Genomic DNA, 22,460 nt, shown 5'->3' with positions numbered 1-22,460 from the left:
CTAGTTCTTGCCGAAATACTTGGCGTCGATCGCCGCGAGCTCGCCGTTCTCGCGGATCTTGGCGAGGCCGGCATTGATTTTCGCGAGGAGGTCGGCGTTACGACGGTTGATCGCGATCGCGACGCCCTCACCGAATTCCGGCGCGTCCTTGCCGGTATATTGCGGGCCGACGAGCTCGAATGTCTCGGCGTTGTCGCCATTGAGGAAGGCGTGCGTGATCTGCGCCTCGTAGCTCATGTGGAGATCGGCGCGTCCGGCGGTGAGCTCCAGATAGGGAGCGCTGCCGCCGTCATAGCGCTTGATCGTCGCCTTCGGGAAGGTCTTGGTGACGAAGGCGTCCATCGGCGTGCCGGTCTGGACGGCGATGATCTTGCCGGCGAGCCCGTCCGGGCTGATGTCGAGATCGGCGCCCTTCTTGGCGACGAAGCGGAAAGTCGGATGCGAATAGATGTCGCTGAAGGCCATGATCTTGCGGCGCGCGTCGGTGACGGTCAGTTGCGAGATCAGCGCGTCATACTTGCCGGCGGTAAGCCCGGGGATCATGCCGTCCCAGGCGGCGGCAATGATGTTGCAGTCGAGTTCAGCCGCCTTGCAGACGGCGCTCATCAGATCGATGTCGTAGCCGACGAGCTTGCCGTTCGCGTCGACGGACTCGAAGGGCGGGAAGGTAGCGTCGGTCGCGATCGTCACCTGCTCGGCGATCGCCGGCGAGAGCGACGCCAGAGCGATGAAGCCGCCGAGAAAGAGGGTAGAAAGTTTCGTCATGGGAAGTCTCGTTCTCTGAAAGGGTTATTTGGCATTGCATCCGGCGCCGGGCCCTGGCGCCGAAATCTCGTGAGCCGCGATTGGCGCGGCGATGAGTCAGGACTGAAGGCGACCTGCCAGAAACTGTCGCAGGCGCGGGCTCTCCGGATTGCCGAACACGGCCTCGGGCGAGCCTTCTTCCTCGACGCGCCCCTCGTGCAGGAACATGACCTTCGAGGAGAGATGGCGCGCAAAACCCATCTCGTGCGTGACGACGATCATGGTCCTGCCTTCCTCGGCGAGTGTCTGCATGACGCGCAGCACCTCGCCGACGAGCTCGGGATCGAGCGCCGAGGTCGGCTCGTCGAAAAGCATCACGTCGGGATCCATGGTCAGCGCGCGGGCGATTGCGACGCGCTGCTGCTGGCCGCCGGAAAGCTGCGAGGGATAGCGCTCGTAGGTTTCCGGCTTCATGCCGACCTTGGCGAGATTGGCCTTGGCGCGCTCCACCGCTTCCTTGCGGGATACGCCAAGCACGCTGACGGGGGCCTCGGTCACGTTGTCGAGGACGCTCATATGCGACCAGAGGCAGAAGTTCTGGAACACCATGGCGAGGCGCGAGCGAATGCGCTGCAACTGGCTGGCGCTTTTCGCGCGCAGGGTCCCGTCGCGGCGGTCGGCCACGAGGTCCAGGACCTCGCCGCTGACGCGGATCGTGCCCCTGTTCGGACGCTCCAGCATGTTGATGCAGCGCAGGAACGTACTCTTGCCCGACCCGGAAGAGCCGATGATGGAGATGACGTCGCCCGCCGCGGCGTCGAGGCCGATGCCCTTCAGGACTTCGGTGTCGCCAAAGCGCTTGTGAATGTCGGTGACGTGGAGCTTCTGCATGGGCGGCCTCAGGGAAAAGCTTCGGAAGGCCGGTCAGGCCGGGGGCGGCACGATCATCCAGAGCGTGACGCAGGGCTCGCTCGATGACGGGTTTCGCCAGGTATGCGGAATCTTCGGGTCGAAACTCAGCGTGTCGCCGGAGGACATGTGGTAGTCCTCGCCGCCGACGGAGATGTCGAGTTCGCCGGAGATGATGTGGACGACGTCGAGATCGGCGCGTATCGCATAGGCCTCGGGGCCAGACCCACCGCCCGGGTCGATCACGGAATGGAGCGTCATCATGTGTTCGTTGCCGACGCCACCGACGATACGCTCGCGCATGCCGACACCGCCGAGATTGATCGGCGCGCCCTGTCCGGCCTTGACGTAGCTCGTCGCGGGCGGATCGAAGATCGCACCGGGTTTCACGCCGATCGCGTCGCAGATGCGCAGGAGCGATGCGATGGAGGCTTGCACGAGATCGCGCTCGAAGCGGCTGAGGAAAGACTTGCTGACGCCGGCCTTCGCCGCCACGACATCGATCGAAATGTTCTTCTGCTGCCGAAATGCGCGCAGGCGCGCACCGACGTTGAAACCGTTCGGGGACGCAGGCACATCCTCGGCTGCAGGATCTGTCGTGTCGTCACAGATGGTGGAAGACCGTTCCATCCGTCCTCCAGAGGTTGCTCTGTAAGCAACTTTTCATCAAACGGATATGAACGCAACACTGGTTTTCTATGAAGGAATGATTTCTTGCAGGTTGCTCAGTAAGAAACCAATCTGCTTAAACGCGGGGCAGGTTCTCAAGGTTGATCTCTGGGGCTCGCAAGGGGTACGGGCAGACGCGGGGGCGGGGACCGGGCAAGGGCTTCCATCCGACGGATGGCAACGGCCACGAGGTCTTGGGAGCGACCGCTTCGTGACACAAGCCGGCGTTGCGCTGGCGGACGGTGTCATCTGCGATACCGAGGCGCGCAGTTGCCACAAGGCTGCCGGTCGATGCCAACGGCAAGCGAAGCGCGGTCGAGCCTGACGCCCGCAGACGCTTTTCGGCAAGCTCTCGGCTCAATGTAAATTCGCCGGAGTGCTAGAGGCGGGCGCTCCGGGTCACGTCTTGTGATCGGCGATTCCGTGCCGAGCGGCGTGCGCGCCGGTCGCATGCGGCGGATTGAGGGGCGGCAGCGAGGATCGCGGGGAGCGGCTCGACTGGTTCCTGCAGCCGTGCCGGAAGCTGCGCAACCGGGCCAGGAGTTCATGCGCCATGGCTCGCGACCATGTCGGCTGTCTGCCGGCATCGGTCGAAAACAGCGCCGCCTCGAGCCGGCGCGCGTCTGGCGGCTTCGGCCAGTTGGATGGCACGCGCGAGCGCCAGCCTGTTAACGCCCTGTAAATGGTCGCGGCGTCGCCATTGCCGCAGGCGCGAGCCAGCGCGTCGAACGCGACCGGCTCGGAGAGGGCGCGTGCGGAGCGGCGGTTCTCGACATGGGCGCGCGTCCTTCGCCAGAAAATTGCCAGCAGCAGGATCGACAGGATGATGGCCGCGGCGATCGTCGCCCAGACGGCGTCCCGGCCGGGGGAAGAGGTTGGAGCGCCATCGGCCGGTGCGGGGGCAGCCTTGATTGTCACGGTTGCCGCCTTGCCGGTGGCGTTCTCCGCCTGCTTGTCGGCGAGGTTCCACCAGGGTTGATCCACGGCCGGGAGGTCGAAGGTTCCCGCCTTCTCGAAGACATAGGTGGCCCGGTCGATGCGCTTGCCGGTGATCGTGCCGCGGTTGCTCTGGTCCTGGCTCGTCGGCGCATCGAGATAGACGCGAACGCCGTCCGGCGCGGAGAAGGCGAGGTCGCGCATCGCCATCGCCGGAACATCGGTCGCCGTTCGCGTGATGGTGCGGACCAGCGCGTCGCCGGGGTGGAAGGCGCCGTTCGGGTCGGGTTTCCAGCTCTGCTCCAGCGTCAGCTTCTCGGTCGCGACCACGATGGCGTTGGCATCGATTCCTTCGGGCGCGACGATCGTCACCTGTAGGGGCTGGCCGGCCGCTCGGCCTGCCACGTCGCCGGCGCGGTCAAGCAGGGTGACGGCGGCCGGCGGGATGGCGAGCGGGCCGCTGCGGCGTGGGAACACGGCGAACTCGAAGCGCTGGCCGACATGGGCGGTGCCGTCGACGGTGTCGCGAATCGTCGTTGCCTGCGTCTCGAAACGCATCACCTGCGCGCCGGGCATGTCGGGAATGACGACGCGCGGCGGATGCGGCATGTCCCCGGGAAACAGCACGTCGACATAGAGCGAGAGGTGCTGGCCGACGACGGCGCCCTGCGCTGGATCGAGGGTGGTGCGGACGATCGGCCCGGCGGGAGACGGCGGGTTGGCTGGCATCGCCTCCTGCGCCCGGGCGGTCGCGACGAGCAGCAGAAGCGTCAAGGCAAGGGCAACGCGCTTCATGGCCTCGCCTCTGTCGGCGGCGGGGGAACCTGCAGCTGATAGGCGAAGCGGGCGCGGAGGAAATCGGCCGGCCGGGTCTGCACCCGCTTCAGCCAGAGCGCGCGCACCTGCTCGTCGCTCATCGGCTTGTCGTCGACCTCGGTATCCTGCCCGTCCGGGTTTTTCGCGTCCTTGTCGTAGACGATCTCATCGGCGCCTTCCTCCTGGTCGCCGAGATCGCCGCCGGGCGCCTTCGTCTTGTCGGCGCGAAGCTGCGCCAGCCTGCGGTTGGCGGTGGCGTCGTCCCAGCCGGGCTTCAGTTCCAGCGCACGGTCATAGCGGGCGACCGCCGCGTCATACTGGCCGAGCATGACCAGCGCGTTGCCCTGGTCATAGGCGCTCTCGGCGGTGTCGCGGCCGCCAAAGGCCTGCGCCGCCGTCTTGAAGTCACCGGCCCGCATCAGGGCCGCGCCGCGCCAGACGGGATCTCGGAAGCTCGCCGCGGCGTCGGCATACCGGCCCTTTTCGTAGAGATAGCGGCCGCGCTGGTCGGGCGAGGCCCAGAGGCCGTCCCAGCCGATCCTGAGCCCGCCGACAACGAGCGCCACCGCCGCGATCGCCAGGCATGAAAGCGCGAGCTTGCCGAAATGCGGTGGGCGCGCCGCGGTCGTCATGCCAGCACCCAGCCGCGCCGAAACCAGAGCAGGACGATGAGCGTGATCAACGGCATCAGCCAGTAGCCGGCTTCCTCCCATCGCTGGCCCTCGCCCTGGCCGAGTGTCGGCGCGGCGCCGGCGGCGAGGCGGCGCGTGATCGCTTCGATGTCGGTGTCGTCGACGCGAGTGGGGATCAGAGTCGCGCCGAGCCCCCTGGCCGCATCCGCGAGGCCGCTGTCGGCCGGAAGTTCCGGCGGCGTCAGGCCGAGGATGGTCACCGGTATGGCCGGCTTCGCCAGCGCGGCGATTTGATCGGGCGCGACGGTATCGGCGAGGATCAGGATCGAGCCGCCAAGTCCGGCATCGGCAAGCACCGAGGCGGCAAGCGTCACCGCGTCCGCCAGCGCATCGCCTTCGCGCGGCATGATCCCGGGCGAAAGCGCCCCTGCCATCGTCAGCACGACATCGCCGTCCACGGTCGGCGGCAGCACCAGATGGGCGGAGCCGGCATAGGCGACGAGGCCGGTCGGCGCTCCGGCGCGGCTCTTGAGCAGATCGTCCAGCTTCTGGCGCGCGCGGTCGAGCCTTGTCGGCGCCAGGTCGGTCGTCAGCATGGAGGGCGTCACCTTGAGGATGATCATCGCCGGCCGGGCGGCGGCGGCAAACGGCGAGGGAACCTCGCGCCAGGTCGGGCCCGCCAGCGCGACGGTGCCGAGGATCCAGCCCAGCAGCGCGACATCGCCCGGACGGATGCGGCGGCGCGCCTCGCCGCCGGTGACGAGATGCTTCAGCAACTCCGGATCGATCACCTTCTGCCAGCGATGGGTGCTGTCGGCCGAGCGGCGCTCCGCCCACCAGAGCGCCAGCGCCGGCAGGAGCAGCAGCAGCCACCAGGGGCGGATGAAGTGGAGGGCGGCGAAAAACGTGCTCATGCGTTTTCCGCCCTCGGGTTCGCCGTCATCGCCGCGCGGCGATGCGGCCAGCGGACGAGCAACAGACCCTCGCCGAGCATGGAGAGGATGACCAGTGCGCCGAGCGGGATCCAGTAGAGCTCCGTCTTCGGCCGGAAGGTGACGGTGTCGACCTTGCGCGTCTCGATCCGGTCGAGTTCGTCATAGATGGTCGCCAGCTGCTGGCGGTCGAGGGCGCGGTAATAGCCGCCGCCGGTGGTACTCGCGACGTCCTTCAGCGCCGCCTCGTCGAGCTTGTCCTCGCCGGCGGCGGCCGGGTCGCCGACCGCGATGGTGTGGATGACGATGCCATTGTCCTTGGCGATGCGCGCCGCCTGATCCGGGGGAACCTGGCTCGCCGTGTCGTTGCCGTCGGTGAGCGCGATCATCGTCCTGGCCGGGACCGTCGACTTGGCGAACATGTTGATGCCGAGGCCGATGGCGTCACCGAAGGCGGTGCGGGGGCCGGCCATGCCGACCTGCATCTCGCCAACCAGTCGTTCGGACAGGCCGAGGTCGGTGGTGAATGGCGCCAGCGTGAAGGGCGCGTCGCCGAAGACGATGACGCCGACGCGGTCGCCCTCGCGTCGCTTCAGGAAGTCGGTCAGGACCTGTTTGACGGCCGACAGCCGGTTGACTGTCGCGCCGGAGGCGTCGGTGAAATCCTGGGTGTCCATCGAGCCGGAGAGATCCACCAGCAGCAGCAGATCGCGCGCCGGTTTGTCGAAATGCAGCGGCGGCTCGATCCATTGCGGCCGCATCAGCGCGGCGATGGCGAGCAGCCAGCAGAGCCCCAGCAGCAAGCTGCGAACGAGGCCGCGATGGCTGATGACGGCGCCGCCGTCCGGTCTGGCGCCGGTCAGCGTGACCAGTCGGGCGAAGAAGGGCACGCGCAGCGCCGGTCTCTGCTCGCGGTGTCGCGGCAGCAGGGAATAGGCCAGGATCGGCAACGGCAGCAGCAGGGCAAGCCAGGGATAGGCGAAGCTCGGCATGATCTACCCGCCCTCCGCGCGATGACGGTGGATCCAGTCGCGCGCCGCATGGCGGATGGCGCCGTCGTCGGCCGGCATCGAAGCTCCGAGCGCGATCTGGGGCAGCGTGGCGGCCGGGCCGCTTTCAAAGGCCTGCATCCGCCCGGTCGTATCGAGAAAGCGCAGCCAGGCGGCACCGGTCAGCCCGGCGGTTTCCGCGCGGGGGAAGGCGACCAGCGCCGTGCGCTTGAGGATCCCCGACAGCGCCTGCGCGCCGCGGGCGTCGAGCGGCGCGGGCAGGGCGGCGAGTTCCCGCAACGCCGCGCGCCGATAGGCGTCGCGGCGATGGCGGAGGACCTGGCGGGCGACAAGCAGCGCCAGGAGAGCGGCCCCCGCCGCGGCGAGAACCCACCAGCCGGGTGCCGGCGGCCAGTAGGAGACGGGCGGCGGCAGCACGATGTCGCGAAGATTGGAGAGATCGGACGGGTCGCTGCTCATGGCGTCGTCCGAGCCGCGCCGGTGCGCGCATGGGCCAGCCGCTGGCCGAGCAGGTCGCGCAATTGCGTCGAGACGTCCCGCCCGGTCTGGATCGGCAAGACCGGAATCGTTCGCTTGCGCGAGAAGCTCTCCAGGCTGTCGCGCCGTTCGCTGAAGCTTTGGGCGAAGCGGCCACGCAGCGACGTTGAGGCGCTGTCCAGCTCGATCTGGTTGTCGCCCTCGCCGACGATGACCCGACCCAGCGACGGCAGGTCGGCCTCGATCGGGTCGGAGATGAAGATGATCAGTACGTCGTTATGCGCGGTGATCCGGGTCACCAGCTTGACCGTCTCGGCGTCGGCGCCAAAGGCATCGGAAATGATGCAGACGAGGCAATCGTGATGGGCGAGCCGCGCGGCGCGCCGCAACACTTCGTTGAAGAGGGCCGGGTCGGCGGCCCGGCTGTCCGAGGCGCGAAGCGCCGCGTTCTGTCGGGCGACCGCGTGCAGGATCGGCAGCACGCCCTTGTTGCGCGCCTCCGGCTGGATCTCGGCGATGCCATCTTCCGAAAAGACCAGGGCGCCGACGCGGTCCCCGAGGGAGGTGACCCGCCAGGCGGAAAGCGCCGCGACCTCGGCTGAAGCCACCGACTTCATCATCAGCCGGCTGCCGAAGAACATCGACAGGCGCTGGTCGACGAGGAGCAGGACGCTGCGGTCGCGCTCCTCGGTGAAGACGCGGACATGCGGCGTGCCGAGCCGGGCGGTGGCGGCCCAGTCGATCGCGCGGGTGTCGTCGCCCTCGTAATAGTGGCGCAGTTCCTCGAAATCGAGGCCGCGACCGCGCAGGCGCGAGGCATGGCGGCCGGTCAGCAGGGAATGCACCGGCTGGCGCGGCAGGAAGCTGAAGCCCTTGGCGTGATGGCGCAGGCGCAGCAGTTCGTCGAGGGTGACATAGGCGCGGGCCGATGCGGATGTGGTCGCCATCGTCGCCTCCCGGTTCACACGGCCACGGCGACCTGTTTGACGATCTCGTCGATCACGTCGTCGGCATGCATGCCATCGGCGCTCGCCTCATAGGAGAGCGACAGGCGATGGCGCAGGCAGTCATGCGCGACCGCCTGCACGTCCTCCGGCGTGACATAGTCGCGGCCCTGCAGCCAGGCGAAGACGCGCGACGCCTTGTCGAGCGCCAGCGAGCCGCGCGGGCTGGCGCCGATGCTGATCCAGTCCTTCAGCCTGTCGCCGAATTCGGCCGGGCGCCGGGTCGCGGAGATCAGGGCGACGATGTAACTCTCGACGGCATCGACCGACGTGACGCTGTCGATCTCCTTGCGGGCGTCGAAGATCACCTGCTGTGGGATCCTCGCGGGATCGTCGGCGGCCGCCCCGGCGGTCTCGGCCCGCACCAGCCGCAGCACCTTCACCTCGTCGTCGTCGTTGGGATAGTCGATCCGCACATGCATCAGAAAGCGGTCCATCTGCGCCTCGGGCAGCGGATACGTGCCTTCCTGTTCGATCGGGTTCTGCGTTGCCAGCACCATGAACAGATCCGGCAGCGCGTAGCGCTTGCCGGCGACGGTGACCTGCCGTTCCTCCATCGCCTCGAGCAGCGCCGACTGCACTTTCGCGGGCGCGCGATTGATCTCGTCGGCGAGCACGAGATTGCCGAAGATCGGCCCCTTGCGGAATTCGAACGAGCCGGCGCCGGCGGCGTCGGTGCGGTAGATCTCGCCGCCGGTCACGTCGGAGGGCAGCAGGTCGGGCGTGAACTGGATTCGGCTGAATTCGGATTCCAGCGCTTTTGACAGGCTTTTGATGGCGCGCGTCTTGGCGAGGCCGGGCAGGCCCTCGACCAGCACGTTGCCGTTGGCAAGCAGCGCTATGACGAGCCGCTCCACCACTCTTTCCTGGCCGATCACGGCCGCGTTGACGCGCTTTTCGATTTCGAGGATGGAGTCGCGTGCCGGCATGCCGCCTCACTTTTCGAAGGGATAGATGACCTTCCAGTCGTCCTTCATGTCGACGACGGTCCAGCCGCGTTTCGGCGCTTCGTCGAGGGCCTTGTCGAGCTTGCCGACATGCGAGTCCCGGTCGTAGGCCCATTCGCGCTCGGCGTCGGTGTGATGGACGATCATGCCGAAGCGTGGCCCGCTGTTGAGCGTCGTCCACTGCAGCATCTCGAGGTCGCCATCGGAATTGCCGGCGGCGAAGACCGGACGCTTGCCGATGAACCGGTTGATGCCCACGGGCTTGCCGGGGCCGTCATCGACGAATTCGATCGCCGGCAGCTTCTGGATGGTGGGGGTGTCGCCATCGAGCCTGAACTCGGTCTTGCCGGAGGAGCCGACGACCTGGTTGGGCGGGATGCCGTAGACGCCCTCGGTCCAGGGCCGCATGAACTCGACGCCGCCGCCGGAAACGATGAAGGTCTGGTAGTCATTGGCGCGCAGATAGGCGAGCAGTTCCAGCATGGGCTGGAAGGCCAGCTCGGTATAGGGCCTGTCGAAGCGCGGATGACGCGCCGTCTTCGTCCATTCCAGGACCGAAGCGGCGAAATCCTGGACCGACATGCCCGAGGATGTCGCGGCGAGCAGTTCCATGATGCCTTTTTCGCCGCCGGCCAGCAGGGTCTTGAGGTCGCCCTCCAGAACGGCCTGGAAGGGCTGGGTCTCCTTCCATTCGGGATGATCCTTGGCCATCGCCTTGACGCGGCCCAGCACGAAGGCGAGCTGGAAATAGACCGGCTGCTCGGACCAGAGCGTGCCGTCATTGTCGAAGGTGGCGATCCGGTCATCGACGATGACGAAATCGGGCCCCGGCGTCGTCGTGCGGGTCACGAAATCGACGATGGCGGCTTTCGTCTTGCCGTCGTTCCAGGAGGGAAGCGGGTCGGCCTGTGCGGTTGCCGCCGGAAGGGCGGCGCAGGCCAGGGCGGCGGCGACGCCGAGGCGAAGCAGGGCCCGCCGGGTGAGCGCTGCAAAGGCCGGGATCATGGCGCATCTCCGTTCCGGCGCGGCTCCGGGGCATCCGCTTCCATGCGCCGGACGCAGCGGAAGCCGACATGGCTTGTCGAGGTGTCGATCGGCTCGGCATGGCGGGCGGCCGGGCGATAGCGGCGGCAGTAGTTCGGCGCGCAGAGATGCGAGCCGCCCTTCAGCACCTTGCGGGGAATGCGGATCGCCGGCATGCGCGGATCGTAGCTGGCGTCGACCGGCCCGCCGCGCGGATTCTCGGGCACGCAGCAGGCCTTGGGCGCATCGGCGGGATGGCGCGTCGACCACCAGTCGCTCGTCCATTCCCAGACATTGCCGATCATGTCGTAGAGGCCGTAGCCATTGGGCGGGAACGCCCCGACGGGCGAGGTGCGCAGGTAGCCGTCTGTCATCAGGTTCTCGGAGGGGAACTGGCCTTGCCAGGTGTTGGCCATCTCGCGGCCATCCGGATTGAACTCGTCGCCCCAGGCATATTCCGCCCCCTCCAGCCCGCCGCGCGCCGCGTATTCCCATTCCGCCTCGGTCGGCAGTTCCTTGCCGACCCAGCGGGCATAGGCTTCCGCGTCGGCATAGGCGACATGCACGACCGGGTGGTCGTCGAGGCCCTTGATCGAACTGCCGGGGCCATAGGGCCTGCGCCAATTGGCGCGGAAGCGGAATGCCCACCATTGCGACCAGTCGCGCGTGTCGACCGGGTGGCTGGGCGGCGTGAACACCAGCGAGCCGGCCTTCAGCATGTGGGGCAGGGCGCCGGGATAGTCCTTCGGGTCCGGCGGAACCTCCGCGAAGGTGACATGGCCGGTCGCCTCGACGAAGGCGCGGAACTGCGCGTTGGTCACCGGCGTCGGGTCGATGAAGAAGCTGTCGACCGTGACGCGGTGGGTCGGCTTCTCCTCGGCATAGTGGTCGTCGGACCCCATGCGGAACGTGCCGCCGGGAATAGCGACCATGTCGGCGGCGGCAGGCGGTCGCGGCTTGGTTCGGGCCTCGGCGGACATGTCAGCATCCTCGCGGTGTCATTGCGGCCGTTTCCCGGCCCTGGAGGCGATTGCCGTGGCGCGATGGGGCGCCACGGCAAGGGAGGCGTGGATACCGGCGTCAGCGTGGTGCCAGCGTTTCCAGTTGCTTCAGCCGGTTGAGCGCGGCCTCCTGCCGGAGCAGGCTGTAATTGATGCCGCTCGCGTTCAGCGAACTGCCCTCCTGGTAGGGGAACTCGGTGAAGTCGGAGAAGAATTCCTTGATCTTCCCCTGCACCGGCACCAGCAGCCAGATGTTGCGCGCCAGGAAGTCCATGGCGCCGCCGCCCTCGCGCAGGCCCCTCTCATAGGGATCCATGCGCAGATTGGTGATGTTCGCCCAGGCCGGCACCTCGCGGGTCGCGGTCGCGATGTTGCCTTCGCTGTTGATCGCAAAGGAGAGCTTCCAGTCGTTCCAGCGCAGCGCGTTCAGATTGCCGCCCTGGTCGAAGTAGAACATCGTGTCGCGCGGCGGTTCCTTGGCGTCGCCCTTCAGCAGCTCGGTCAGGTCATAACCGTCGAGATGGACCTTGAACGTCTTCGAACCGGCCTGGAACCCCTTCTTCATCTGCTCCTTGATGTCCGGGATGCCGGCGGCCGTGGCGAAGGTCGGCATCCAGTCCATCAGCGCCACGGGGTCGTTGATCTGCGCGCCCGGCTTCACCACGCCCGGCCAGCGCACCATCATCGGAATGCGGAAACCGCCCTCCCAGGTGGTGCCCTTTTCGCCGTGGAACATCGTCATGGCGCCATCGGGCCACAGCGCGATCTCGGCGCCGTTGTCGGTGGTGTAGAGGACGATGGTGTCCTCGGCGATGCCGAGATCGTCCAGTTGCTTCAGCAACTCGCCAACCATGGCATCGTGCTCGGCCATGCCGTCGGCGTGGATGCCCTTGCCCGTCTTGCCGAGCGAGTCCGGCTTGAGATGGGTGAAGACGTGCATGCGGGTCGCGTTGAACCAGACGAAGAACGGCTTGTCGGCCTTGTGCTGGCGGTCGATGAAGTCCTTGGCCGCGGTCAGGAATTCCTCGTCTACCGTCTCCATGCGCTTGATATTGAGCGGGCCGGTATCCTCGATCTTGCCGTCGGCAAACGAATGGATGACGCCGCGCGGCCCGTATTTCTTCCGGAATTCCGGATCCTTCGGATAGAAGTAGCCCTCGGGCTCCTCCTCGGCGTTGAGGTGGTAGAGGTTGCCGAAGAACTCGTCGAAGCCGTGATTGGTCGGCAGGTGCTGGTCCTGGTCGCCGAGATGGTTCTTGCCGAACTGGCCGGTCGCGTATCCCTTGGTCTTCAGCACGTCGGCGATCGTCGGCATCCAGTCCTGAATGCCATGCGGGTCGCCCGGCATGCCGATCGTCAGCAGGCCGGTGCGGAAGGGCTCCTGGCCGAGGATGAACGAGGCGCGGCCGGCGGTGCAGCTCTGCTGGCCGTAGGAATCGGTGAAAATCGCGCCTTCATTGGCGATCCGGTCGATGTTGGGCGTGCGGTAGCCCATCAGGCCCATCGTGTAGGCGCTGATCTGCGGAATGCCGATATCGTCGCCGAAGATGACGAGAATGTTCGGAAGCTTCCCCGATGGAGCGGTGGCATCCTGCGCCCGCGCCAAGGAGGGAGCTGCGGCGGAGAGGGCGGTTGTTGCGAGTGCCGAGGTGGCGATCAGCGCGGTCGTTCCCTTCAGAAGGGTTCGACGGCTTACAGCGTCAGCCGTGGGTCCAGGCTCATCTTGCGAAATGGTCATTCTATCCTCCCGGTGATGTGCATCGGAATCTGCCCGTCGGGAACACGAAACTGAATGCGTCGCTCAGGGCCAGCTAGATAGGGCGGTGGCTGCCTATCCGGCGTTTCGGTGATAGTAATTACCTAGCCTTATATTTAAAAATTTGCTTTAAGCTTCAATGGGATTGGCCGGTTGACTATAAAATTCCCTAGCGTAATCCGGACTGAAACCAATCTGCAGCAGCTGGCCATGAAGTCAAGACCGCCCGGTAAGCTCGCAAATTGATATTTTGTGTTTCCATCGGCGCCAGATCGCCGTGGGTCGGCCGTCCGCCGTCGGCTCTCACCGCGTGGGAGCCACTTCTGTGCGGTTCCCATCCGCCCGGAAAGGGCCGGCCATGCAGATCAATGCTCAGGGATGCCGACGAGCCGGGTCCGGACCGCGCTCTGCCCGGTGTGAGCCTGGCGGTACCCGGCGGAACGACCCGGCAATGGCGTTCGCAAGCTAGGCGATGGCGAGGATTTCGAGTTCGCCCGGGCCGAAGCGGACGACGTCGCCGACGGCCTTGCCCATCAGGGCGATCGCCACCGGCGAGCCATGCGAGAGGGTGGCTTGCGACGGGTCCGCCTCGTCCTCCCCGACGATGCGAAAGGTCTGGGTGCGGCCATCGTCCCGCTCGAACGTGACGGTGTGGCCGAAGGCGACGGCCTCGCTGGATGTCGGCGCCGGCATCAACTGGGCCGTGCGAACGCGTTCGGCAAGGTAGCGTATGTCCCGGAGCGGGACCGCCGACTGCCGCCGCCTCTCGTTCACGTCCTCCAGCCGTTTGGCGGCGTCGAGCGCCTGTCGGGCGCGCGCCAGGTCTTCCTGCAGCCTTGCGAGCCCGGTCTCGGTGACCAGGTTGATACGATCGGAGATGGGCCGAGCGGGCAGGATCGTTTCGGACGCCGTCTCGGCGCTTTCCTCCTTGGTGAATGCAACGCTCAACGGATGGACCTCCCTGCCGACAACCGGACTGTCGGATAACCCGCGGCGGCCGACAAAGCTGCATCCAATCTGGGCTGCATCCATTCGAGGGCCTGCATCTATGTTAGCACGGACTGCCGCCGGCGCTCCGGGAAAGGGAAGCGCGCCATGCGCTGATCCAGCCATCGCTCCGCCCCGTATAAGCAGCACGGACGGCATCGGAGGAGGGTGGAATGAACGGCAGAACGGCAGGGCTGGCGGCCATGGCAATCGCGACGCTCCTGGGCATCCTGCCCGCGACGGCCCGCGACCTTTCCCTGGAGCGCTATTTCTCCGGCAAGACGTCGGCGGTCGGCAGTTTCAAGGCGATCAACGGCGTGAAGCGCGACTTCACCGTCGCTCTGCGCGGCCAATGGAACGGGCGGACGCTGACGCTGGTCGAGGACTTCGTCTATTCGGACGGCGAGCGCGACCGCAAGACCTGGCGCTTCCGCAAGATCGCACCGAACCAGTATCGCGGCACGCGCGAGGACGTCGTCGGCGACACGCTGGTGACCGTCACCGGAAACACGGCGCGCTTCACCTATCTGGTCGATCTCGACGCGGCGCGAAAGCGCAATCGCGTCCGCTTCCACGACACCATGGTGCTGCAGGACGATGGCCGGCTGATCAACAACGCCACGATCACCAAGTTCGGCCTGCCCGTCGCCAAGACCCACGTCGAATTCCGACGCTGACGCAACGCCACCCGATCAATGCCAACGCAAAGGGGAGATGTCTCATCATGTCGGTTCGCTCTCGCCGAAAGCTGTTGCTTGCCATCGTCCTTGCCGGATGCGCGGCGGCCATGCCGGCCGCGGCGGCCGAACTCAGCGGGCCGGAAATCCGGCAGCTGATCGGTGGCGAAAAGGTTCGCCTCAGCACGCCCTTCGGCATCGCGCTGCCGCTTCACTATCGCGAGAATGGCGTCGTCGTCGGCGATGTCTCGGGAATTTCGGCGGCGCGGATGCTGGCGCCGCGCGAGGAAGGGCGCTGGTGGATCTCGGGCAATTCGCTCTGCCAGAAATGGCCGAGCTGGTATGACGGCCGGCAGTTCTGCTTCAAGATCACGTCGCTCGGCGGCGGCAAGATCACCTGGCTGCGCGACGATGGCGCGTCGGGAACCGCGCGGATCGGGCGGTAGTGGCGCCGGCTCCGCAAGCGCAGGCAGGAGCGCCCCGCCGCGGAGTGCTTTTCGCCTATGCCTTGCCGGCCGTGCCGCTCGCGGCGATCGCGCTGCCGCTCTATGTCATCGTGCCGACCTTCTATGCCGACCATCTCGGCCTGTCGCTGGCGGCGATCGGCACGGTGCTGCTGCTCATCCGCCTGTTTGACGCCGCGAGCGATCCCGTGATCGGCTGGCTGTCGGACAGGGTGTCGCCGACCTTCGGGCGGCGGCGCGTGGTCTTCATGCTGTCGCTGCCCCTGACCGCGCTGTCGGGATTCATGGTGTTCTGGCCGCCGAGCACGGCCGGGACCGGCTACCTCGCCTTCTGGGGCATCCTGCTTTCGATCGGCTATACCGCGACGCTCTTGCCCTATACCGCCTGGGGCGCGGAACTCTCGACCGATTATCGCGGCCGCTCCGTCGTTTCGGCGTTTCGCGAAGGCGCGGCGCTGGTGGGTACCCTGATCGCCATCGTGCTGCCCTTCGCGGTCGGCATGGAGGCGATCGACGGCTTCCATGGCATGGCCGCCGTCGCGGTGCTGACCCTCATCGCGCTTCCGGCCTTCGGATTCGTGGCGGTTGGCGTGGTTCCCGAGCCCGCCAACCGATCGCGATCGCGTCTCCCGCTCCTCGCCAGCTTGCGCTATCTCGTCCGCAACCGGCCTTTCGTCCGGCTGGTCGCCGCCTTCCTGCTCAACGGCTTCGCCAATGCGATCCCCGCCACGCTGTTCCTCTATTTCGTGTCCGAGCGCCTCGGCGCCGAGGGGCTGCGCGGCCCCTTGCTGTTCGGCTATTTTCTCTGTGGCATCCTCGGCGTGCCGATCGCGGTCTGGGTGGCGGCGCGGTTCGGCAAGCACCGCAGCTGGTGCGGCGCCATGCTGCTTGCCTGCGTCGTGTTCTTCTTTTCGGGATTCCTGGGCACCGGCGACGTCGTCGCCTTCGCCGTAATCTGCGCGCTGACCGGCGTGCTGCTCGGCTTCGATCTGGCGCTGCCGCCGGCGATCCAGGCCGATGTCATCGATTGCGATACGGCCCTTTCGGGCGAGCAGCGCACCGGCGTCTATTTCGCGGCCTGGGGGCTGGCGACCAAGCTGTCGCTGGCGCTCGGCGTCGGCCTGGTGTTCCCGATCCTGGCCTGGTCCGGCTTCGTGCCCGGAAGTGACGCCGTGGTGCCCGCCTTCGCGCTCGACACGCTGACGACGCTCTATGCCTGGCTGCCGATCCTGCCAAAGCTGGCGGCGATCGCCATCATGTGGAACTTCCCGCTCGGCGAGACGGCGCAGTCAGAATTGCGCGCCCGCATCGAGGCGAGCGCGCCGGTGGGGCCACTTGTCTGATCAGCCGCCGCTGCGCGTCGCCATCCAGGTGGTGACCAGATAGCCGCATGTGGCGGCGACGGCGCTCAGCGTCACGCCCCAGGTCATGTCGACGATGCTGACCGAGACCGACCAGTTCTTCAGGGTCGAGAGATTGGTCATGTCATAGGTGCCATAGGCCACCAGCCCGAGCAGCGCGCCGTTGAGCAGCGCCGTGCCCCAGCTTCCGGCCTGCAGGGCCGGCATGACCGCGAAATGCACGAGGCCGGCGACATAGACGAGATAGAACAATCCGGCGACGCCGAGATTGGGCTGCGCCAGCAGAAGCTCGCCGATCCGGCTTTTGTAGAAGCCGGAGGCCATGCTGGAGAGCCAGACGAAATCCAGCCCGAAAAACACCAGCGCGGTGCCGGCATAGGCAATGGCGAAGTTCAGCATGGGGGAGGCTCTCAGGTTGGATCAGATGCCCAGGATGGGCTGGATGGCGCGGACGATCCAACTGCGGAAGCGCAGCGGCGCGTCGGTGACGGCGAGGCAGATGCAGTCCTCTCCGGGTGTCGCGATGGGCTGGTGCGTCAGGCTGGCATCGGCATCCTCGATGTCGCCCCGCGCGAACAGGTCGTCGCCGTCGGCGAAGCTGCCCGTCAGCACGAGGGTCAATTCGCGGCCACCATGGCCATGTTCCGGCACCGGCTTGCCGGCCGGGATTCGCAGCAGTCGGACCTGGGTCTCGCTGTCGGCGGTCGGGATGCGGATCTGGTAGGCGCCGCGTCCGAGCGAGCGCCAGCGCAACGTGTCGATATCGCCGCCGAGATAGGAGCGCAGCGGCTCCGGCAACCCGCCTTCGCGCCGTCCGCCGGGTGTGGCGCGCGGGGCTTCGCTCACCACCGGCTCGGCCAGGCGACGGCGGACTGCTTCCCAGGACGACGTGACGTCTTCAGACGTTTCCGTCGCATCCAGCAATTCGCCGCCTATGTCCTCGGCCAGGGCCAGGCGCTTCCGGCATTCGGGGCAGAGCGCCAGATGGGTCGCGACGGCCAGGCTCCAGCCTTCGGCGAGGCTGCCGGCGGCGTAGCTGACGAGGAGGTCGTCGCTCAGATGATGGCGGATGGTCACGACGCGTCTCCATTCCGGTCGAGCGCGGCGCGCAGCTTGGCAAAGGCAAGGCGCAGGCGCGATTTGACCGTGCCGAGCGGCATGTTGAGGCTGGTCGCGATGGCGCTGTGCGACCGGTCCTCGAAGAAGGCGAGCTTGAGCAGCGCCACCTGCTCCTCCGGCAGCGAGGCCATCGCCAGGTGCAGCTGGGCCGAAACTTCCTGTGACTCGAACATCTCGTCGGCGGGCGCGACATCGTCCTGCACGAAGGCGGGATCGTTCGGGTCGAAATCCGGGCGATTGTCACGCCGGAATGCGTCGATGCGCAGATTGCGCGCGATGGTGAAGATCCAGGTCGAAGCGGCGCCCTTGGCCGGATCGAAGCGATCCGCCTTGTTCCAGACCGCTACCATGGTTTCCTGCATCAGTTCCTCGGCCAGGTGACTGTCGCCGGCGAGGCGGGCCATATAGGCCTTCACGCGCGGCGCGAAGTGCCGGAACAGCGCCTCGAAGGCCTCGACATCGCGGCGCGCGCCGACCGCGACCAGCAGAGCCGCCATGCTCGGCGTCGCGTCGCTCTCTGTCGGACGGCGCATTTCAACCATTCCCAACCTGCGATCCAGCGATCCGACGCGGTGCCGGGGCACCACCGTCCTGGATCGTTTCTGCCATGGCGCAGCGGCAATGGAAATGAGCGCGTTCATGCAGCTTCTACGCGCCGCTGCGGCGAGCGGATCACCGGCGGGCGATTTTTTGCCGCCGATGGATCCAGAACGTCTTTCGCCCCGTATCAACAAGCAGGAACCAGATCGGCGCAGGAAGGTAGAACGTGCGAATTGAAGCCAAGGGCCAGCATCCGGATTTCGCGCGTCGCGTCGCCGTCGTCGGTTCGGGAATTTCCGGCCTGTCGGCCGCCTGGCTGCTCAGCCGGACCATGCGCGTCACCCTCTACGAGAGCGACACCAGGCTTGGCGGCCATTCCAACACGGTGGTGGTCCCCACGGCGAACGGTCCCATTCCCGTCGATACCGGCTTCATCGTCTACAATGAGCGCAACTATCCGAACCTCGTCGCGCTGTTCAGGGAGATCGGCGTCGAGACGGCAGCGTCCGAAATGTCGTTCGCGGCGTCGCTCGACGGCGGCAGGCTGGAATATTCCGGCTCAGGCCTCAACGGGCTGATGGGCCAGCGCGGTAATGTGGTGCGGCCCCGCTTCTGGCGGATGATGCGCGATATCCTGCGCTTCTATCGCGAGGCGCCGCGCCTCCTGCCGCGCACCGACCTCGACGGGCTGACGCTGGGCGACTATCTCGATGGGAACGACTATTCGCCGGCTTTCATCGAGGACCATCTCCTGCCGATGGGGGCCGCGATCTGGTCGATGACGGCGCGCGAGATGCGCGACTATCCGCTGCTGGCCTTCGTCCGCTTCTTCGCCAGCCATGGCCTGCTGAACCTCATCGACCGGCCGCTCTGGCGCACCGTTCAGGGCGGCAGCCGCGCCTATGTCGAGCGGCTGAGCGCGGCTTTCACCGATGGGATCCGCCTCAAGACGCCGGTCAGCCGGATCACGCGGGAGACGGACCGCGTCCTGGTCACCGATGCCTCCGGCCATACCGACAGCTTCAGCGATGTCGTGGTCGCGACCCATGCCGACCAGGCCCTGCGCCTGCTCGGCGATGCCGATGCGCAGGAACGCTCCGTGCTCGGCGCCTTCCGCTATACCGACAATCTGGCCGTGCTGCATTCGGACGAGACGCTGATGCCGAAGCGCAAGCGCGTCTGGTCGAGCTGGAACTATATCGGCGAGCGACAGCAGGACGGGGCGCAGCCGCTCTGCGTCACCTACTGGATGAACCGCCTTCAAAATCTGGACAGCCGTCATCCCCTGTTCGTGACGCTCAACCCGACGCGCGCGATCGATCCGGCCAAGGTCATCGAGAGCTTCCACTATACCCACCCGCTGTTCGATCAGCCGGCGCTCGACGCGCAGCAGCAGCTCTGGCGGCTGCAGGGGCGGCGCAACACCTGGTTCTGCGGCGCCTATTTCGGTTATGGGTTTCACGAGGACGGCCTCCAGGCGGGGCTGGCCGCGGCCGAGGATCTTTCCGGTCTCCGCCGGCCCTGGACGGTCGGAGACGAGTCCGGCCGGATCGTGCTGGCGCCGCAACGCGAGGCGGCCGAATGAATGGCCAATCCGCCCTCTACCTTGGCGACGTGATGCATGCCCGCTTCCGGCCGCGCCGGCACAAGCTGCACTACCGCGTCTTTTCGCTGCTGCTCGATCTCGACGAACTGCCGTCGTTCAGCGCGACGTCGCGGCTGTTTGGCTATAATCGTCGCGCGGTGCTCAGCTTCTGGGACAAGGATCACGGCAACGGCGAAACCGGGGGGCTGCGCGCCTGGGTCGAGGCGCGGCTGGTCGAGGCCGGATGCTTCGAGGATGGCATGAGCCTTCGCGTGCTCTGCTATCCGCGCATCCTCGGCTATGTCTTCAATCCGCTGACCGTCTATTTCTGCCATGCGCCGGATGGCCGCTTGCGCGCCATTCTCTACGAGGTCTGCAACACCTTCGGCGAGCGCCACACCTATGTCATCGCCGTTTCGGGCGACGAGGCCGGTCCGATCCGGCATGGCTGCCCGAAGGAGCTCTATGTCTCGCCCTTCCTGCCGATGGCCTGCTTCTATCGCTTTCATATCGAGCCGCCGGGCGAGGCCATCCTGGTGCGGATCGACGAGTCGGACGCCGATGGCCCCCTGCTCGTCGCCTCCTTTGCCGGAACGCGCCAGCCGATGACCGACCGGTCCCTGCTCGGTGCGCTGCTGCGCTACCCGCTGATGACCCTCAAGGTGACGGCCGGGATCCACTGGGAGGCGCTTCGCCTCTGGTGGAAGGGCGTCCCCCTTCACCGTCACCAGGCCGCTGACCGGCCCGTTGCCAGCACCATCGTTACGACCCGCTTCGAGGATGCGACAGCCCATGAGCCACGTTGAAGACAAGGTAATCCTGGCCGGGGGCTTCCTCACGCCGCTCTGGTCGCGCGTTCTTCGGGGCTGGGCCGACCGGATCGTCGCGGGCGAACTGACGATCCAGTTTCCCGATGGCGCCAGCCATATGGTCCGCGGCGTCCTGCCGGGGCCGTCGGCCAGTCTCCGGGTTCGCCGGGGCAGGCTGCTGTGGCGGATCGCCAGCGGCGGCGATCTGGGACTGGCGCGCGGCTATATCGATGGCGATTGGGACACGGCCGATCTCGGCGCGCTGCTGGAGCTTGGCCTCGTCAACGAGCAGGCGCTGCAATCGGTGCTGCATGCGCCGGGACTTGGCCGGATCCTCGCCTATCTCCGTCACCGGCTTCGCGCCAATACCCGCGCCGGCAGCCGGCGCAACATCGCCTTCCACTACGACCTCGGCAATGATTTCTATCGCCAGTGGCTCGACGAGACGATGACCTATTCCTCGGCGATCTTCACCAGCCCCGAGCAATCGCTGGCCGATGCGCAGCGCGCAAAATATGCCCGCGTCGTTCGCGAACTCGCGCTTGGCGAAGGCGACCACGTCCTGGAAATCGGCTGCGGCTGGGGCGGCTTCGCCGAATTCGCCGCGCGCGAAACCGGATGCCGCATCACCTGCCTGACTCTGTCGCAGGAGCAGGCGAAATTCGCCCGCGAACGCATCGTGGCGGCGGGGCTTGCCGATCGGGTCGAGATCCGGCTCGAGGACTATCGCGATTGCGCCGGCCATTTCGACAAGATCGTCTCGATCGAGATGTTCGAGGCGGTGGGCGAGGAAAACTGGCCGGTCTATTTCGACGCGCTGCGGACGCGGCTCAAGCCAGGCGGCCGCGCCATGCTGCAGGTCATCACGATTGCGGAAGACAGCTTCGAGCACTATCGGCGCAACGCCGACTTTATCCAGACCTATATCTTTCCGGGCGGCATGCTGCCGTCCCGGACAGCTTTCGCAGCCGGGGTCTCGGCCGCGAGGCTCGACCTTGTGGAATCCGAATTCTTCGGCCGCGACTACGAGAAGACCCTGCTGATCTGGGACCAGGCCTTTTCGGCGGCCTGGCACCGCATCGAGGCGCAGGGCTTCGACGCGCCATTCAAGCGGATGTGGCGCTATTATTTGCAATATTGCGCCGTCGGTTTCCGGCGCGGCAAGATCGATGTCGGCCAGTTCCTGCTGGAGCGCCCGCAATAGCGGGGCGCTTCAGCGGACCATCCTGCGGGTGATCGCGAAGAACAGCCGCGACGGGAGCCGGGCGAGCAGCTTCAGCGACAGCACCATCTTCCACGGGAAGGCGATCTCGAAGCGCCGGGACTTCAGCCCGGCCATGATGTGATCGACCGCCGCGTCGACGGAGATCAGGAACGGCATGGGAAAGTCGTTCTGCTGCGTAAGCGGCGTGTCGACAAAGCCGGGATTGATGACGCTGAGGCCGACCTGGCGGTCGGACAATTGCGGATAGAGCGCTTCGCACATGTTGATGAGAGCCGCCTTGGTGGCGCCATAGGCCATCGCGCCCGGCAGGCCGACATAGCCGACAACCGAGGAAACCACGGCGATGTGCCCCGCCTGCCGCGCCAGCATCCCCTGCATCACGGGCGCCAGGCAATGGACCGTGCCCATCAGGTTGACGTCGACGGTCCTGCGAAATGCCGCGACATCGAACGAGTCGACGGCGTCGCGGCGATAGGTGCCGGCATTCAGCACGGCGAGATCGATCGGCCCCAGGCGTTCCTCGATCCGCGCCACTGTATTCCTGCTGGCCGCCGCGTCGGTCACGTCGAGCGGGAAAGGGTGCAGCCGGTCCGGCATTTCCTCGGCCAGCGCCTCGAGGTCCTGAAATGTCCGGGCGCTGATGGCGACGATCCAGCCTTCCTGCGCGAGGCGAAGCGCCAGGGCCCGACCGATGCCGGAGCCGGCGCCGGTGATCCAGGCGACGCGGCCGGAGGGATCCTGGGTCGCGGTCGGATGGTCGGGCGTCGTCGTGATCGGCATGGTCGTTTCCTCGCGAGGTCGGCGGCAGCCCCCTTCGCTTCTTACGGACCAAGTCGA

24 protein-coding genes are annotated in these 22,460 nt (G+C 66.8%); 6 read left to right on the top strand and 18 right to left on the bottom strand.

From position 1 onward, the window contains the following. From OSH10_RS08195 to greA, 14 genes are all read right to left on the bottom strand, one after another. Positions 1 to 765 carry a transporter substrate-binding domain-containing protein gene (locus tag OSH10_RS08195; RefSeq protein ID WP_266331223.1) on the bottom strand — a complete coding sequence of 255 codons (765 nt, stop codon included), beginning with the start codon at positions 763 to 765 and terminating at the stop codon, positions 1 to 3. Positions 766 to 861: 96 nt separating this feature from the next. Then, positions 862 to 1,635 (bottom strand): ABC transporter ATP-binding protein, encoded by a 774-nt coding sequence (locus OSH10_RS08190; RefSeq protein ID WP_266331222.1) that lies wholly within the window; start codon positions 1,633 to 1,635, stop codon positions 862 to 864. A 33-nt stretch (positions 1,636 to 1,668) separates the two neighbouring features. Beyond that, positions 1,669 to 2,283 carry a helix-turn-helix domain-containing protein gene (locus OSH10_RS08185; RefSeq protein ID WP_266331221.1) on the bottom strand — a complete coding sequence of 205 codons (615 nt, stop codon included), beginning with the start codon at positions 2,281 to 2,283 and terminating at the stop codon, positions 1,669 to 1,671. 438 nt (positions 2,284 to 2,721) lie between these two features. After that, positions 2,722 to 4,053, bottom strand: coding sequence for a hypothetical protein (locus OSH10_RS08180; RefSeq protein WP_266331219.1), 1,332 nt, complete (start codon positions 4,051 to 4,053; stop codon positions 2,722 to 2,724). Continuing rightward, positions 4,050 to 4,706, bottom strand: coding sequence for a tetratricopeptide repeat protein (locus tag OSH10_RS08175; protein WP_266331217.1), 657 nt, complete (start codon positions 4,704 to 4,706; stop codon positions 4,050 to 4,052). The genes OSH10_RS08180 and OSH10_RS08175 overlap by 4 nt, the downstream gene beginning before the upstream one ends. After that, positions 4,703 to 5,620, bottom strand: a complete 918-nt coding sequence (locus OSH10_RS08170; protein WP_266331216.1) for a VWA domain-containing protein — start codon at positions 5,618 to 5,620, stop codon at positions 4,703 to 4,705. The genes OSH10_RS08175 and OSH10_RS08170 overlap by 4 nt, the downstream gene beginning before the upstream one ends. Further along, on the bottom strand, positions 5,617 to 6,630 hold the full coding sequence (locus OSH10_RS08165) for a VWA domain-containing protein (protein ID WP_266331215.1): 1,014 nt from the start codon (positions 6,628 to 6,630) through the stop codon (positions 5,617 to 5,619). Before OSH10_RS08165 ends, OSH10_RS08170 begins: the two co-directional genes overlap by 4 nt. Positions 6,631 to 6,633: 3 nt before the next feature. Next, a complete protein-coding gene (locus OSH10_RS08160; RefSeq protein ID WP_266331213.1) occupies positions 6,634 to 7,107 on the bottom strand; it encodes a DUF4381 domain-containing protein in 474 nt (157 codons plus the stop codon). Then, complete coding sequence (locus OSH10_RS08155) at positions 7,104 to 8,072, bottom strand: DUF58 domain-containing protein (RefSeq protein WP_266331212.1); 969 nt, start codon at positions 8,070 to 8,072, stop codon at positions 7,104 to 7,106. The genes OSH10_RS08160 and OSH10_RS08155 overlap by 4 nt, the downstream gene beginning before the upstream one ends. A gap of 14 nt (positions 8,073 to 8,086) precedes the next feature. Further along, complete coding sequence (locus OSH10_RS08150; RefSeq protein WP_266331211.1) at positions 8,087 to 9,058, bottom strand: AAA family ATPase; 972 nt, start codon at positions 9,056 to 9,058, stop codon at positions 8,087 to 8,089. Positions 9,059 to 9,064: 6 nt separating this feature from the next. Further along, positions 9,065 to 10,081, bottom strand: a complete 1,017-nt coding sequence (locus tag OSH10_RS08145; RefSeq protein WP_266331209.1) for an HAD family hydrolase — start codon at positions 10,079 to 10,081, stop codon at positions 9,065 to 9,067. Further along, a complete protein-coding gene (locus OSH10_RS08140) occupies positions 10,078 to 11,079 on the bottom strand; it encodes a formylglycine-generating enzyme family protein (protein ID WP_266331207.1) in 1,002 nt (333 codons plus the stop codon). The genes OSH10_RS08145 and OSH10_RS08140 overlap by 4 nt, the downstream gene beginning before the upstream one ends. Before the next feature lie 100 nt (positions 11,080 to 11,179). Continuing rightward, positions 11,180 to 12,838, bottom strand: coding sequence for an arylsulfatase (locus OSH10_RS08135; protein ID WP_266331206.1), 1,659 nt, complete (start codon positions 12,836 to 12,838; stop codon positions 11,180 to 11,182). Positions 12,839 to 13,321: 483 nt separating this feature from the next. Next, positions 13,322 to 13,804 carry a transcription elongation factor GreA gene (gene greA / locus OSH10_RS08130; RefSeq protein ID WP_266331205.1) on the bottom strand — a complete coding sequence of 161 codons (483 nt, stop codon included), beginning with the start codon at positions 13,802 to 13,804 and terminating at the stop codon, positions 13,322 to 13,324. A gap of 212 nt (positions 13,805 to 14,016) precedes the next feature. Between greA and OSH10_RS08125 the strand changes: the two genes are divergently transcribed. Genes OSH10_RS08125 through OSH10_RS08115 form a run of 3 tightly spaced genes read left to right on the top strand, consistent with a single transcriptional unit; the run spans position 14,017 to position 16,327 of the window. Then, the gene (locus OSH10_RS08125; protein WP_266331204.1) at positions 14,017 to 14,520 is read left to right on the top strand and encodes a DUF3833 family protein; all 504 of its coding nucleotides are present in this window, start codon (positions 14,017 to 14,019) and stop codon (positions 14,518 to 14,520) included. A 47-nt stretch (positions 14,521 to 14,567) separates the two neighbouring features. Then, the gene (locus OSH10_RS08120) at positions 14,568 to 14,966 is read left to right on the top strand and encodes a hypothetical protein (RefSeq protein WP_266331203.1); all 399 of its coding nucleotides are present in this window, start codon (positions 14,568 to 14,570) and stop codon (positions 14,964 to 14,966) included. 44 nt (positions 14,967 to 15,010) lie between these two features. Next, positions 15,011 to 16,327 (top strand): MFS transporter, encoded by a 1,317-nt coding sequence (locus OSH10_RS08115; RefSeq protein WP_266331202.1) that lies wholly within the window; start codon positions 15,011 to 15,013, stop codon positions 16,325 to 16,327. Here the strand turns inward: OSH10_RS08115 and OSH10_RS08110 are convergent, their stop codons facing one another. From OSH10_RS08110 to OSH10_RS08100, 3 genes are read right to left on the bottom strand one after another with little or no spacing between them, the layout of a single operon-like run. After that, a complete protein-coding gene (locus OSH10_RS08110; RefSeq protein WP_266331201.1) occupies positions 16,328 to 16,744 on the bottom strand; it encodes a DUF2177 family protein in 417 nt (138 codons plus the stop codon). 21 nt (positions 16,745 to 16,765) lie between these two features. Continuing rightward, entirely contained in the window at positions 16,766 to 17,422 is a 657-nt protein-coding gene (locus tag OSH10_RS08105) for a ChrR family anti-sigma-E factor (protein WP_266331200.1), read from the bottom strand. Further along, complete coding sequence (locus OSH10_RS08100; protein WP_266331199.1) at positions 17,419 to 17,997, bottom strand: sigma-70 family RNA polymerase sigma factor; 579 nt, start codon at positions 17,995 to 17,997, stop codon at positions 17,419 to 17,421. The genes OSH10_RS08105 and OSH10_RS08100 overlap by 4 nt, the downstream gene beginning before the upstream one ends. Positions 17,998 to 18,230: 233 nt before the next feature. Between OSH10_RS08100 and OSH10_RS08095 the strand changes: the two genes are divergently transcribed. The 3 genes from OSH10_RS08095 to OSH10_RS08085 are packed head-to-tail and all read left to right on the top strand — an operon-like array spanning position 18,231 to position 21,602. Next, positions 18,231 to 19,589, top strand: coding sequence for an NAD(P)/FAD-dependent oxidoreductase (locus OSH10_RS08095; RefSeq protein WP_266331198.1), 1,359 nt, complete (start codon positions 18,231 to 18,233; stop codon positions 19,587 to 19,589). After that, on the top strand, positions 19,586 to 20,395 hold the full coding sequence (locus OSH10_RS08090) for a DUF1365 domain-containing protein (protein WP_266331197.1): 810 nt from the start codon (positions 19,586 to 19,588) through the stop codon (positions 20,393 to 20,395). The genes OSH10_RS08095 and OSH10_RS08090 overlap by 4 nt, the downstream gene beginning before the upstream one ends. Then, the gene (locus OSH10_RS08085; protein ID WP_266331196.1) at positions 20,382 to 21,602 is read left to right on the top strand and encodes an SAM-dependent methyltransferase; all 1,221 of its coding nucleotides are present in this window, start codon (positions 20,382 to 20,384) and stop codon (positions 21,600 to 21,602) included. Before OSH10_RS08090 ends, OSH10_RS08085 begins: the two co-directional genes overlap by 14 nt. Before the next feature lie 9 nt (positions 21,603 to 21,611). On the opposite strand, the gene OSH10_RS08080 is transcribed toward OSH10_RS08085, so the two are convergent. Then, positions 21,612 to 22,403, bottom strand: coding sequence for an SDR family NAD(P)-dependent oxidoreductase (locus OSH10_RS08080; protein ID WP_266331195.1), 792 nt, complete (start codon positions 22,401 to 22,403; stop codon positions 21,612 to 21,614). Between the last annotated feature and the right edge of the window lie 57 nt (positions 22,404 to 22,460).

This window comes from Kaistia defluvii (assembly GCF_026343955.1).
GTDB lineage: Bacteria > Pseudomonadota > Alphaproteobacteria > Rhizobiales > Kaistiaceae > Kaistia > Kaistia defluvii.
Note: the sequence above shows the minus strand (reverse complement) of the source record. Positions and strands in the feature narration are given on the sequence as shown.

What these genes read in the sequence shown, in the direction of transcription:
- OSH10_RS08135 (WP_266331206.1), bottom strand. Translation starts at nt 12,838, where the DNA reads ATGACCATTTCGCAAGATGAGCCTGGACCCACGGCTGACGCTGTAAGC.
- OSH10_RS08100 (WP_266331199.1), bottom strand. Translation starts at nt 17,997, where the DNA reads ATGCGCCGTCCGACAGAGAGCGACGCGACGCCGAGCATGGCGGCTCTG.
- OSH10_RS08170 (WP_266331216.1), bottom strand. Translation starts at nt 5,620, where the DNA reads ATGAGCACGTTTTTCGCCGCCCTCCACTTCATCCGCCCCTGGTGGCTG.
- OSH10_RS08145 (WP_266331209.1), bottom strand. Translation starts at nt 10,081, where the DNA reads ATGATCCCGGCCTTTGCAGCGCTCACCCGGCGGGCCCTGCTTCGCCTC.
- OSH10_RS08085 (WP_266331196.1), top strand. Translation starts at nt 20,382, where the DNA reads ATGAGCCACGTTGAAGACAAGGTAATCCTGGCCGGGGGCTTCCTCACG.
- OSH10_RS08110 (WP_266331201.1), bottom strand. Translation starts at nt 16,744, where the DNA reads ATGCTGAACTTCGCCATTGCCTATGCCGGCACCGCGCTGGTGTTTTTC.
- OSH10_RS08160 (WP_266331213.1), bottom strand. Translation starts at nt 7,107, where the DNA reads ATGAGCAGCGACCCGTCCGATCTCTCCAATCTTCGCGACATCGTGCTG.
- OSH10_RS08165 (WP_266331215.1), bottom strand. Translation starts at nt 6,630, where the DNA reads ATGCCGAGCTTCGCCTATCCCTGGCTTGCCCTGCTGCTGCCGTTGCCG.
- OSH10_RS08120 (WP_266331203.1), top strand. Translation starts at nt 14,568, where the DNA reads ATGTCGGTTCGCTCTCGCCGAAAGCTGTTGCTTGCCATCGTCCTTGCC.
- OSH10_RS08150 (WP_266331211.1), bottom strand. Translation starts at nt 9,058, where the DNA reads ATGCCGGCACGCGACTCCATCCTCGAAATCGAAAAGCGCGTCAACGCG.
- OSH10_RS08195 (WP_266331223.1), bottom strand. Translation starts at nt 765, where the DNA reads ATGACGAAACTTTCTACCCTCTTTCTCGGCGGCTTCATCGCTCTGGCG.
- OSH10_RS08140 (WP_266331207.1), bottom strand. Translation starts at nt 11,079, where the DNA reads ATGTCCGCCGAGGCCCGAACCAAGCCGCGACCGCCTGCCGCCGCCGAC.
- OSH10_RS08180 (WP_266331219.1), bottom strand. Translation starts at nt 4,053, where the DNA reads ATGAAGCGCGTTGCCCTTGCCTTGACGCTTCTGCTGCTCGTCGCGACC.
- OSH10_RS08175 (WP_266331217.1), bottom strand. Translation starts at nt 4,706, where the DNA reads ATGACGACCGCGGCGCGCCCACCGCATTTCGGCAAGCTCGCGCTTTCA.
- OSH10_RS08125 (WP_266331204.1), top strand. Translation starts at nt 14,017, where the DNA reads ATGAACGGCAGAACGGCAGGGCTGGCGGCCATGGCAATCGCGACGCTC.
- OSH10_RS08185 (WP_266331221.1), bottom strand. Translation starts at nt 2,283, where the DNA reads ATGGAACGGTCTTCCACCATCTGTGACGACACGACAGATCCTGCAGCC.
- OSH10_RS08190 (WP_266331222.1), bottom strand. Translation starts at nt 1,635, where the DNA reads ATGCAGAAGCTCCACGTCACCGACATTCACAAGCGCTTTGGCGACACC.
- OSH10_RS08090 (WP_266331197.1), top strand. Translation starts at nt 19,586, where the DNA reads ATGAATGGCCAATCCGCCCTCTACCTTGGCGACGTGATGCATGCCCGC.
- OSH10_RS08155 (WP_266331212.1), bottom strand. Translation starts at nt 8,072, where the DNA reads ATGGCGACCACATCCGCATCGGCCCGCGCCTATGTCACCCTCGACGAA.
- OSH10_RS08080 (WP_266331195.1), bottom strand. Translation starts at nt 22,403, where the DNA reads ATGCCGATCACGACGACGCCCGACCATCCGACCGCGACCCAGGATCCC.